Origin of the sequence: Streptomyces sp. NPDC051180 (assembly GCF_040689545.1) — a bacterium.
Taxonomy (GTDB): Bacteria; Actinomycetota; Actinomycetes; order Streptomycetales; family Streptomycetaceae; genus Streptomyces.
On the sequence record NZ_JBFBBC010000007.1, the window covers coordinates 12,203 to 24,277 of the forward strand.

Here is a 12,075-nt window from a genome sequence, read left to right on the forward strand (position 1 = left end):
GTGGGGGCGGGGTCAGTCGCGGGCGGGCTCCACGGCCTGCGCGCTGGGGTCGAAACGGCCGTCGAGCCGCGAGACCAGACCGGTGACCTGGCGCGCGATGTCCGGCGCGGTCAGCCCGATCTCGGCCATCACCTCGCCGCGCGAGGCGTGGTCGAGGAAGCGCGGCGGGATGCCGAAGTCACGCAGCGGCACGTCGACACCGGCGTCGCGCAGCGCCTGCGAGACGGCCGAGCCGACGCCGCCGACGCGGCTGTTGTCCTCGACGGTGACGACGACCCGGTGGCGTTCGGCCAGCGGGGCGAGGGCCTCGTCGACGGGCTTGACCCAGCGGGGGTCGACCACGGTGGTGGAGATGCCGTGGTTGTCGAGGAGGTCGGCGATCTCCAGGCACATCGGGGCCAGCGCGCCGACGGAGACCAGGAGGACGTCCGGGGTGTCGCTGCCGGGCTCGCGGAGCACGTCCATGCCGCCGACGCGCCGCAGCGCGGGCACCGCCGGGCCGACCGCGCCCTTGGAGAAGCGGACCACGGTGGGGGCGTCGGTGACCTCGACGGCCTCGCGCAGCTGGGCGCGGACCTGGTCGGCGTCGCGCGGCGCGGCGAGCCTCAGGCCGGGCACGACCTGGAGGATCGACATGTCCCACATGCCGTTGTGGGAGGCGCCGTCGGTGCCGGTGACGCCGGCGCGGTCCAGGACGAAGGTGACGCCGCACTTGTGCAGGGCCACGTCCATCAGGACCTGGTCGAAGGCGCGGTTGAGGAAGGTCGCGTAGACGGCGAAGACCGGGTGGAGTCCGCCGGTGGCGAGGCCGGCGGCGGAGACCGCGGCGTGCTGCTCGGCGATGCCGACGTCGAAGACCCGGTCGGGGAACGCCTTGGCGAACCGGTCGAGGCCGACGGGCTGGAGCATGGCCGCCGTGATGGCGACGATGTCCGCGCGCTCCTCGCCGAGCTTCACCATCTCCTCGCCGAAGACCGAGGTCCAGTCGGCGCCGGAGGAGGCGATGGGCAGGCCGGTGTCGGGGTGGATCTTGCCGACGGCGTGGAAGCGGTCGGCCTCGTCCTGGAGCGCGGGCTGGTAGCCACGGCCCTTCTCGGTGAGGCAGTGGACGATGACCGGGCCGCCGAAGCGCTTGGCGCGGGTCAGCGCGGACTCCAGGGCCTCGATGTCGTGGCCGTCGATGGGGCCGACGTACTTGAGGCCGAGGTCCTCGAACATGCCCTGCGGGGCGATGAAGTCCTTGAGGCCCTTCTTGGCGCCGTGCAGGGTCTCGTAGAGCGGCTTCCCGACGACCGGGGTGCGCTCCAGGATGTCCTTGCCCCGGGCGAGGAAGCGCTCGTAGCCGTCGGTGGTGCGCAGGGTCGCCAGGTGGTTGGCGAGGCCGCCGATGGTCGGCGCGTAGGAACGCTCGTTGTCGTTGACCACGATGACGAGCGGGCGGTCCTTGGCCGCGGCGATGTTGTTCAGCGCCTCCCAGGCCATGCCGCCGGTGAGCGCGCCGTCGCCGATGACGGCGACGACGTGGTCGTCCTTCTTCAGGACCTCGTTCGCCTTGGCGAGGCCGTCGGCCCAGCCGAGGACCGTGGAGGCGTGCGAGTTCTCGATCACGTCGTGGTCGGACTCCGCCTGCGAGGGGTAGCCGGAGAGGCCGCCCTTCATCTTGAGCTTCGAGAAGTCCTGGCGCCCGGTGAGGAGCTTGTGGACGTAGCTCTGGTGGCCGGTGTCCCAGAGGACCCGGTCCTTCGGGGAGTCGAACACCCGGTGCAGGGCGATGGTCAGCTCGACCACACCCAGGTTGGGCCCGAGGTGCCCGCCGGTCTTGGAGACGGCGTCCACGAGGAACGTCCTGATCTCGTCGGCCAGCTGGTCCAGCTGTTCCGGGGAGAGCCGGTCCAGATCTCGCGGTCCCCTGATACGGGTCAGCAGAGCCACCCGTGCCTCCTTGCTTTGAGCTGGTCGAGCTTGCCGATTTGTCGAGTCTAATGTTCCGTCTTGGATCGTGGGCATCGGGCCGGGGGGTCAGGCGTCACCCTCACGGCCGACACGCCGCTGATCTGTACGGCTCCGTGCGGTCCCGTGCACTGCTCCGGACGCAGCAGAGCCCGGCGCCGGTTTCGCGGCGCCGGGCGGTGTGGCGAGCGTTACGCGCGCGGGACGGGGTCCCTAGGCGCGTCCCGCCGTCTTCTGCGTCTTGCGGGAGACCGAGTCGATGATGACGGCGATGAGCAGGACCGCTCCCGTGATCATGTACTGGATCGCGTTGGAGGAGAGGTTCATCTGGTTCAGGCCCTGGACGATCGACTGGATGACCAGGATGCCCAGGAGCGCCGACCAGACCTTGCCGCGTCCGCCGAACAGGGACGTACCGCCGATGACCGCGGCGGCGATGCACATCATCAGCTGGTTGCCGCCGCCGAGGGAGCGGTCGGCGCCGCCGGTCGCGGAGGCGAGGAACAGACCGCCGATGGCGCCCATGGTGCCGGAGATCATGAAGACCGAGATCCGGATCCACGAGACGTTGATGCCGGCGCGGCGGGCGGCCTCGATGCCGCCGCCGACCGCGAAGACCTGGCGGCCGTAGGTGGTGCGGCGGAGCACGAAGTCGGTGACGAGCAGGATCACCAGGAAGATCACCAGGGAGAGCGGGAGGCCCTGCTCCTGGTTGAAGCCGTAGGCGGCGACGAGGACCAGGACCGCCAGGACCGCGGTGCGCAGGATGATCTCGCTCTGCGGGCGGTGCGGCAGCCCGGCGTTCTTGCGGCGGCCGGAGTCGCGCAGCTGGGCGACGTAGAAGGCGGCGACGACGGCCACGGCGAGGCCGTAGGCGGCGGCGACGTCGGAGAAGTAGTACTTCGTGAGGTCGCCGACGAAGCTGCCGATCGGCGTCGGGATGGTCGACTTGTCGCCCATCACCCAGGTCTGGAGACCGGCCCAGCCGAGGAAGCCGGCCAGGGTCACGACGAACGCGGGCACGCCGATCTTGGCGAAGACCAGACCGTGGAAGGCGCCCAGGAGGGTGCCGGAGAGGATGCCGAGGAGGATCGCGAGGCCGTCCGGCATGTCCGTGCCGAGGACGCCCCAGACCGAGCCGGCCAGACCCGCCACGGAGCCGACGGCGAGGTCGATCTCGCCGAGCAGCAGCACGAAGACGATGCCGACGGCCATGATGCCGGGGCCGACCGCGTACAGCGTGATCTGGTCGAGGTTGTACGAGGTGATGAAGTTGCCGGTCAGCGCCTGGAAGACGATGCCGATGACGATCAGGCCGATGACGACCGGCAGCGAGCCGATCTCGCCGGAGCGGATCTTGCGCTTGAACTCGTCGACGTAGCCCTTGAAGCCCTGCTCGCGGACGAGGAGGCGGGGGTCGACGGCCGGGACCGCGGCCGGGGCCGGGGCCTCGGTCGCCGCGACCTCGGTCTCCGGGGTGCGGGGGTCCGGCACGGCTGCCTGGTCGCTCGCGGTGGGAGGGGTCTTGCTCACTTCGCTACCTCCGCGTTGCGGGCCTGGCGTCGGGTCACGGCGTTGTCCGTGGCACCGGTGATCGCGGCGATGATCTCTTCGTGCGTGGTGGTGGCCACCGGGAAGGTGCCGTTGTTGCGGCCCAGGCGCAGCACCGCCACCGTGTCGGCGACGGCCTTCACGTCGGCCATGTTGTGGCTGATGAGGATGACGCCGAGGCCCTGCTCGCGCAGCCGCTCGACCAGGTCGAGGACCTGGGCGGTCTGCTCGACGCCGAGGGCGGCGGTCGGCTCGTCCAGGATCACGATCTTGGGGTCGCCGACCAGGGCGCGCGCGATGGCGACGACCTGGCGCTGGCCGCCGGAGAGGGCGGCGACGGGGATGCGGACGCTGGGGATGCGGATGGAGAGCGTGGAGAGCAGGTCCTTGGCCCGCTTCTCCATGGCGACCTCGTCGAGGACGCCGCCCTTCTTGATCTCGCGGCCGAGGAACAGGTTGGCGACGACGTCGAGGTTGTCGCAGAGCGCGAGGTCCTGGTAGACGGTCGCGACACCGAGGTTCTGGGAGTCGTGCGGGCGCTGGATGTCGACCTGCTCGCCCTCCCACTCGATGACGCCCTCGTCGATGGGGTGCACGCCGGCGATCGTCTTGACCAGCGTGGACTTTCCCGCTCCGTTGTCGCCGACGAGCGCGACGACCTCTCCTGCGTGGACTTCGAGATCGACACCGGAGAGGACCTGGACCGCTCCGAATCGCTTGAAGATCCCGCGCAACGCCAGCACGGGCGTCTGGGACACGTGAACCAACTCCTTCGCCGCCCGCGGGCGGCGGCATGTCGCGCCGCCGGTGCAGCGCCAAAGTTCGAGGGGGGCTGGGCTCGTCCGGCCCCCGGACCGACAGCGGGGTCTGGGTCGGCCGGGGGCCGGACGGGCTTGAGGGGTACGGATCCGGGCGCCGTGCGCCTCCCGGCGGTACGAGGGGGTGTTCACCCTCTGTACGCAGCCGGTGGCGCCTCATTCCGTGGGAACGGGCTGCGGGGCGCCGGGGCGCTCCGTTCCGGGATCCGTGCGCCGGGCCTGCGAGCGGCCCGGCGGCGGGGTGGGGCAGGGTTACTTGATGCCCAGCTCGGTGCACTTGGCGGCGAGGTCCGCCGTGCAGAGGTCGGCGGCCTTGTAGATGCCGTCCTGGACCACCGTGGACTGGATGTTGGCCTTGTCGACCACGACCGGGGCGAAGAGCGTCGACGGCACGCCGTCGGTGGTGCCCTGGGCGCCCACGTCCTTGCCCTGGAGCAGGTTCACCGCGAACTTGGCGGCCTCGGGGGCCAGCTGCAGCGGCGACTTGTAGATCGTGAAGGTCTGCGTGCCGGCGATGATCCGCTGGATGCCCGCGACCTCGGCGTCCTGGCCACCCACCGGGATGCCCTTGATGCCCGCGTTCTCGAGGGACGTGATGATGCCGCCGGCCATGCCGTCGTTGGCGGAGTAGACCGCGGCGATCTTGTCCTTGCCGAGGGAGGAGATGGCGGCGGCCATCTTCTCGCCGGCGATCTTCGGGTCCCACTCGCCGGACGCCTCGTAGGCGATCTTGCCGACCTTGCCGTCGAGCGCGGTGTGGGCGCCCTTCTTGAAGAGCCCGGCGTTCGGGTCCTTCTCGTCGCCGTTGATCATGACGACGTTGGCGGAGGCGGCCTTGGCGCCGAGGGCGGTGATCAGGGCCTGGCCCTGGAGCTCGCCGACCTTGTTGTTGTCGTGGCTGACGTAGGCGTCGGCGCCGGCGACGGCACGGTCGTACGCGACGACCTTGACGCCCTTGGCCTTGGCGTCCTTGACCCAGCCCGCGGCCTTCTCGGCGTCGACCGGGTCGAGCGCGATGACCTTGACGCCGTCGGCGATCAGCTGGTCGAACTGCTGCTTCTGCTTCACGACGTCGGAGACCGCGTTGTTGTAGACGATCTCGCAGTCGCCGCAGGCGGCCTTGACGGCCTTCTCGAACTGCGGCTTGTCGAGCGCCTCGTAGCGCGAGGTCTTGTTCTCGGGAAGGAGCAGACCGATCTTGGTCGAGCTGCCCTTGTCCTTGCTGTCGTCGCCGCCGGCCTGGCCGCAGGCGGCGAGCGAGAGAGCCATCGAGACCGCGGCCGTTGCTATGACGGCACGACGCGTCACTGCGTTCATGTGGGTTGCCTCCCTGACGAGGCCGCGACGTTGCGGCCGAGGTGTCCCGAAGTCAACTCGGCCGCAACGTTGCCGTCAAGAAGTAAATTCTTAACGAGATGACAACGGTGGTGTTCGTTATCTAAGTGAAGGCAAGCCGGGAGACCGGAGCGGCCGTGGGCAGGGCACTCTCCAACAGGGTCGAATCGCCCATCTCGCTCAGGACGAGGGCCAGCGCGCCGAGCACCTCCGCGCGGCCGCCCAAGGCCCCCTGGGCGAGCGAGAGCTGCCGGGCGGCACTGGGGATCGCGTACCGCGAGACGGAGTCCCTGATGGGCGCCAGGACCAGCTCGCCGGCCTCGGCGAGGTCGCCGCCGAGGACCACGCGGCTCGGGTTCAGGAGATTGCAGAGGTTGGCGATGCCGCTGCCGATGTGCCGGCCGACGTCCGCGATCACCCGCCGGCAGCCGGGGTCGCCCTCCCGGGCCAGCTGCACCACCCGTTCCATGGTCAGGTCGGGGCCGTGGCTGGGCTGGAGCAGCGGCAGGACGTACCGGGCCGCCGTGAAGGTCTCCAGGCAGCCCCGGTTGCCGCAGCGGCAGACCGGGCCGGACTCGTCGAGCGTGATGTGCCCGATCTCGCCCGCGGTGCCGCCCGGGCCCCGGTAGACCCGCCCGTCGATCACCAGGCCGGCGCCGACACCGCTGGCCACCTTGATGTACGCCAGGTCCTTGACGCCCCGGCCGCTCCCCCAGACCAGCTCGCCGAGGGCGCCGAGGTTGGCGTCGTTGTCGACGTGGACGGGCACGCCGAGCCGGCCGCTGAGCTCCTCGGCCGGATTGATGCCGCTCCACCCCGGCAGGATCGAGGTCGACCCGAGGGTGCCGGAGGAGACGTCGATCGGGCCGGGCACGCCGAGTCCGACGCCGATGACCTTGTCCCGGCCGATGCCGGTGGCCTGGATCAGCCGGTTGACGAGCTGCTCCGCCCGGTCGAAGCCCTCGGCGGCGGAGGCGTCGACGTCGAGCGGCTCGGCCTCCTCGGCGAGCACCTGGTGGGCGAGGTTGCCGACCGCGACCCGGAGGTGCGTATGGCCGAAGTCGACGCCGATCACGATGCCTGCGTCGCCGGAGAGCGAGACGCTGCGGGCCCGGCGGCCCCCGGCGGAGGTCGGCGTGACCTCGACGGTGCCGCCGTCCTTCAGCTCCCGCACGATGTTGGAGACCGTGGCGGCGGAGAGGCCCGTCGCCCGTGCGATCTCCGCCTGGGTGAGCGAGCCGGCCATCCGCACCGCCCGGACGACCCGTTCGAGATTGGCCCTGTGCAGAGACGTCTGCGACCCCGGAGTCTCCATCGACTCACTCACTCCCACCGTTTTCTCCAACATGTGAACTCTAAGGGGACTCTTTCGGCTTGCTCCCCGTCAAGACCTTGAGTGGCGGACGGTACGGGTCACACGATGCGAAGGGCCCCCGGCGCGCGGTGCGCCGGGGGCCCTTCGGGCGGATTCGGGAGGGGCTCGACGCCCCGGGGGTCACTTCACGGCGCCGGCGGTCAGACCCGCCACCACCTGCCGCTGGAAGATGATGTACGCCGCGAGGACGGGGAGCATCGCCATCACCAGACCGGCGAAGAGACCGGACCAGTCGCCCTTGTAGCCCTGGCTGACCGCGAGCTGGACGAGACCCTGCGAGAGCACCTTGTTCTCCGGTTCGGTGTTGAGCACCGTCGGCAGCAGGTACTGGTTCCACTGGCCGAGGAAGTTGAAGATGCCGACGCTGATGAGGCCGGGCTTCGCCATGGGCAGCATCACCTGGAAGAAGGTCCTGGTGTGCGAGGCGCCGTCCACGAACGCCGCCTCCGCCACCGAGGTCGGCAGGGTGCGGAAGAAGGCGGTGAGGAAGAAGACGGTGAACGGCAGCGAGTACGCGATGTAGACGATGATCAGGCCGTGGAGCGTGTTCAGCAGGGCCATGTTCTGCATCACGTAGAACAGCGGCACCAGCGCCAGGATGATCGGGAAGCTCATCCCTCCGATGAAGAGGAAGTAGATGAAGCGGTTGCCCGGGAAGTCGAAGCGGGCCAGTACGTAGGCCGCCATCGAACCGAGCAGCAGGGTGCCGAGGAGCGAGCCGCCGACCACCAGGATCGTGTTCAGGAAGTAGTCGCTCATGTGCGCCTCGGTCCAGGCGCGCGACCAGTTCTCGAAGTGCAGCTTGTCGGGGAGCGACCACGGCGAGGTGAAGATGGCCCGGTCGGTCTTGAACGAGGTCATCACCGCCCAGAGGAGCGGCGTGACGACCATGACCGCCCAGAGGATCAGGATGCCGTGGGAGAAGACGTTGAGCGTCCTGCCCTCGCTCTTCGAGTCCTTGACGGCGGCGGGCTCGGAGCTCTTGCCGAGGGTGGGTCCCGGGCCGGCCGGGGAGCCGGGGGTGTCCTCGACGCCGGTCGAGGCAGTGTCGGTCGTCTTCATCAGAACTCCAGCCGCTCGCGCCGGCCCAGCTTCATCACGACGGCCGCGAAGGCGAGCGTGACGACGAGGAGCGCGACGCCGATGGTCGTTGCGTAGGCGGCCTGACCGTCCCGGAACGCCTTCTGGTAGACGTACAGCGGCAGGACGATGGTGGAGTAGTCGGGCCCGCCGCCGGAGGGGCCGACGGTCATGATCTGGACGACCGCGAAGGACTCCGCGCCGAGCGCGAGGATGCCCATGTAGATCCAGCCGGACTGCACGGTGTCCCAGAGCAGCGGCAGGGTGATCTTGAAGAACGTGGTGAAGCGGTTCGCGCCGTCGAGCAGGGCGGCCTCGTAGAAATCCCTCGGAATGGACGCCATGCCGGCCGAGAAGAGGACGACGAAGAATCCGACCGTGGACCAGACGAGGACCATCATCACGCAGATCAGGGCGAGGTCCGGATCGCCGAGCCAGTCCGGCTGGACGCTGCCCAGACCGACGCCCTTCAATACGGAATTGATGGCTCCGCTATTCGGGTTGTACGCGAACTGGAAGAGCAGCGCCACGATCGCGATCGACAGCACCTGCGGGAAGAAGTACACGATTTTGTAGAAGGACGAACCGCGCACACCCGCGATCGCCGCCCCCCTGCGGCGCCGACCGCCGACATTGAGCATGAAGGCGAAGAAGAGCGCGAGACCGACGGTCACCAGCGGCAGCACCACCGCGAAGGTCAGACTGTGCTGGAGCGATTTCCAGAAGATCTCGTCGTCCAGCATTCTGCTGTAGTTGTCGAATCCGACCATCCCGAATTCGGGACTCAGTCCGGTCCAGTCCGTGAAGGAGTAGTAGATGGACTGGACGAACGGCCAGATGACGAAGAGCACGTAGAGCGCGAGCGGGGCCGCCAGGAACCCCACGATGAAACGGTACTTGCCGTGTTGCATTCCTACCGACCCCGATCTTCCCGCGGAGGCGCGCCGCCGGTGCTGCGCGCGAAGTGGCCGGGGCCCGCTCCCGGTCGGCGGGAAGGGGCCCCGGCACTGTTCGTCAGTGCTTGTAGTGCTTGATCGACGAGTCCTTGGCCGCCTCGTCGGCGTACTTCTGGATCTTCTTGATCGTCTCGGCCGGGGTGGCGCGGCCGGCCATCATCTCGCCGATGCCGGCGACACCGATCTTCTCCTTCTGGAGGGCGACGTACCAGTCCTGCAGGCGCGGGTTGACGACGTTCTGGCCGGCCTTCTCCAGCGCGGCGACACCGGACTTGAGGCCGGGGGAGAGCTCGATGCCGTCGGTGCCGCCGTTGAGGGCGGTCAGGGACTTCACCGACTGGGTGAAGTTCTTGGAGGACGCCTCGCTGAGCATGATGCGCAGCTGCTCCATGCCGCCCTCGGCGTTCGCCGCCTTGGCCGGGACGATGAAGGGCTCGCCGCCGGCGGCCCAGATGGTGCCGAAGGGCATCTTGTCGGAGGCGTCGATGCCGGTCGGGGCGGAGACGGAGAGCGCGAAGTCGGCGGGCATGGTCTTGGCCGCCTCGTTCTCCACCCAGGAGCCGTTCGGGATGAACAGCGCCTTGCCCTCGGTCCAGGCGGTCTGCGACTGGATGTGGTCGAGGCCCGGGGTGCCCTGGAGGATGTAGCCCTTCTTGAAGAGCTCGTAGTACGCCTCGAAACACGCCTTGACCGCGGGGTGCTCCCACGCCTTCGGCTCCAGGTTGTCGATGGCGTCCAGGACCTCGCGGCCGCCGACCTTGGCGATCATCGGGTAGAGCGAGAAGGGGAGGTAGTACGGGTGCTTGCCCGCGTACGTCCAGCCCGCGATGCCCTTCTTCTTGGCCTTCTCGCAGACGGCCAGCATCTCGTCCCAGGTCTCGGGGTACTTCGCGTCGAGCGAGTCGAGGAGCTTCTGCGAGTACCAGACGCCGTAGACGGTGTAGGCGTAGTTGAGGATCCAGCACTGCTCGCCGTCGAACTGGCCCATCTCGACGATGCCCGGACGCAGGGTGTCGCGGACCTTCTTGCTCGGGTCGTCGATCGAGGGCGCGTCCAGCAGCGGGGTGAGGTCCGCGAGCTGCTTCTGGCCGACGAGGACGCCCATGTCCATCTGCTCGGCGCCGGAGTTGTCGATGAGGTCCGGCGGGTTGCCGCCGTTGAAGCGCGGCTGGAGCGTGGTGGTGATCTTCTGGGTGGGGGTGAACTTGACCTTGGCCTTCGGGTAATTCGTCTCGTAGACCTTGACCGCGTCCTTGGCGTAGTCCTGTCCGAATCCACCGTCGAAGAGGACGAAATCGAGCGGGGCCGACTCGTTCACCCCGAGCGGGTTCTTTTCGGACTTCGTGCCCTTCTCGACCTTTCCGTTGCCACCGCTGTCACTGCTCGCACAGGCGGACAGGAAGCTCATCGTCGGCACCGAGATCAGACCGATAGCGGCGGACCGCTTGATCAGATCGCGACGGCCGAGGCCGCCCTCATTGGTCTGTGCGGAGGTGGATCCCATGCTCAAGTCCTCGCCTTCATTCAGGACTCAGGCGGTGTACCGGTCGCCCGTCGTACTCACTCGCCACAGGCGAAGGGCCCCGCCACCGCGGTCATTTGCAGCCGGGTCGTGCAGGCGTCGGGCCGTCGTCCGATGGAAACGACTGGCTGGACGCCGACAGGTATAGTCCACTTCCCTTCGCCGGAGCAAGATCGAAAGCAGGTTTTCACGGCCATCTTTCCCGAGTTGAGACCTGCGCGATAAGCACGCCGGATCTTGCGGCGTTTCGTCCAACCCTTCGTGAACCGACACCCTTGACACCACCCCGAAGGTGCCCGTACTGGGGCCTGTTCGGCGGGACTTCGCCACACGGCCTGGCGGAACAGGCGGGATACCGTACGACAAACAGGACATATGATCTTGGACCGAAACAGTTGTGTCACAAACCAGTTGCCAGGTGAAGATCCCGTAAGAAGGATCCTGGATCATAGAGAGCCCGCTGCCTGCGCCCCTCGGGTGTGCGCGCGGCGGGAACCGACTCATTCCACTCGGATCTGGAGTACTACGTGGCCAACTCTTCTGGCCTGAACCGCGCGGGCGTCCTGTCCCGTGTCACCGTCGCGGCGATAACCGCCGCCCTCGTCGGCACCACCACCGCCGCTGTGGCGGCCGACGCGCCGCAGCGTTCGGTGTCGGGTGTCCAGCAGCAGGCGTCGAACGCGAGCGCCTTCGCCGCGTCCACCGCTGCCGTCACCCCGGTGAACGCGCTGTACGGCGTCAACAGCGCCGGCACCATCTACGGTTACGTCCCGAACGGCCAGGGCGGGCTCACGCTCCCCACCGAGAACTCGGGCACCGGCTGGAACTACAGCCAGCACATCAACCAGGTCGACCAGACCGCCGACGGCAAGTCCGACGGCCTGTTCGACGTCACGGGCGGCACGCTCTACTACACCAAGTGGAACACCACCCCCCGCAAGATCGGCGCCGGCTGGGGCATCTACAACAAGCTGGTCTCGGTCGGCAACACCGGTGGTGCGGCCGCCGACGACCTGCTCGCCCGCGACTCCGCGGGTGTGCTGTGGCACTACCTGGGCTACGGCACGGGCAGCCTGACCACCCGCACCAAGATCTCCGCGGGCTGGGGCGGCTACAACCAGCTCGCCGGCAAGGGCGACCTGACCAGCGACGGCAAGGCCGACCTCGTCGCCCGCGACGGCGCCGGCGTGCTCTGGCTGTACAAGGGCACGGGCAACTACAAGACGCCCTTCACCGGTCGTACCAAGATCAGCGCCGGCTGGGGCGGCTTCAACGCCCTGGTCTCCGTCGGCGACATCAACTACGACGGTGTCACGGACCTGATGGCCCGTGACGCCGCCGGCGCCCTGTGGCTGTACAAGGGCACGGGCAACGCCACCACGCCGTTCTACAACCGCGTCAAGATCGGCACGGGCGGCTGGAACGGCTTCAAGCAGCTGTTCTGATCCTCCGGCGCGCCGGTCGTCCACCCGCCCGCGGGTGAGCGCA

General features: G+C 68.7%; 9 protein-coding genes. 1 reads left to right on the forward strand and 8 read right to left on the reverse strand.

Annotation, left to right across the window (positions count from 1 at the left end; all coding sequences use genetic code 11):
• Positions 1 to 12: 12 nt before the first annotated feature.
• The 8 genes from dxs to ngcE all read right to left on the reverse strand — a co-directional run bounded on the left by dxs (position 13) and on the right by ngcE (position 10,569).
• On the reverse strand, positions 13 to 1,932 hold the full coding sequence (gene dxs, locus AB0424_RS14855; RefSeq protein ID WP_366305346.1) for a 1-deoxy-D-xylulose-5-phosphate synthase: 1,920 nt from the start codon (positions 1,930 to 1,932) through the stop codon (positions 13 to 15).
• A gap of 231 nt (positions 1,933 to 2,163) precedes the next feature.
• Positions 2,164 to 3,444, reverse strand: coding sequence for a sugar ABC transporter permease (locus tag AB0424_RS14860; protein WP_366305760.1), 1,281 nt, complete (start codon positions 3,442 to 3,444; stop codon positions 2,164 to 2,166).
• Positions 3,445 to 3,479: 35 nt separating this feature from the next.
• Positions 3,480 to 4,268: an ATP-binding cassette domain-containing protein gene (locus tag AB0424_RS14865; RefSeq protein ID WP_366305347.1), complete on the reverse strand. Its 789-nt coding sequence runs from the start codon at positions 4,266 to 4,268 to the stop codon at positions 3,480 to 3,482.
• A 303-nt stretch (positions 4,269 to 4,571) separates the two neighbouring features.
• On the reverse strand, positions 4,572 to 5,636 hold the full coding sequence (locus tag AB0424_RS14870) for a substrate-binding domain-containing protein (RefSeq protein WP_366305349.1): 1,065 nt from the start codon (positions 5,634 to 5,636) through the stop codon (positions 4,572 to 4,574).
• A gap of 121 nt (positions 5,637 to 5,757) precedes the next feature.
• Positions 5,758 to 6,969 carry an ROK family transcriptional regulator gene (locus AB0424_RS14875; protein WP_366305351.1) on the reverse strand — a complete coding sequence of 404 codons (1,212 nt, stop codon included), beginning with the start codon at positions 6,967 to 6,969 and terminating at the stop codon, positions 5,758 to 5,760.
• 180 nt (positions 6,970 to 7,149) lie between these two features.
• Entirely contained in the window at positions 7,150 to 8,091 is a 942-nt protein-coding gene (locus AB0424_RS14880; RefSeq protein ID WP_366305353.1) for a carbohydrate ABC transporter permease, read from the reverse strand.
• On the reverse strand, positions 8,091 to 9,020 hold the full coding sequence (locus tag AB0424_RS14885; protein WP_366305355.1) for a sugar ABC transporter permease: 930 nt from the start codon (positions 9,018 to 9,020) through the stop codon (positions 8,091 to 8,093). The genes AB0424_RS14880 and AB0424_RS14885 overlap by 1 nt, the downstream gene beginning before the upstream one ends.
• A gap of 103 nt (positions 9,021 to 9,123) precedes the next feature.
• On the reverse strand, positions 9,124 to 10,569 hold the full coding sequence (gene ngcE / locus AB0424_RS14890) for an N-acetylglucosamine/diacetylchitobiose ABC transporter substrate-binding protein (RefSeq protein WP_366305357.1): 1,446 nt from the start codon (positions 10,567 to 10,569) through the stop codon (positions 9,124 to 9,126).
• 545 nt (positions 10,570 to 11,114) lie between these two features.
• Here ngcE and AB0424_RS14895 point away from each other — a divergent pair.
• Positions 11,115 to 12,032, forward strand: coding sequence for a VCBS repeat-containing protein (locus AB0424_RS14895; RefSeq protein ID WP_366305359.1), 918 nt, complete (start codon positions 11,115 to 11,117; stop codon positions 12,030 to 12,032).
• The last annotated feature ends 43 nt before the right edge of the window (positions 12,033 to 12,075 follow it).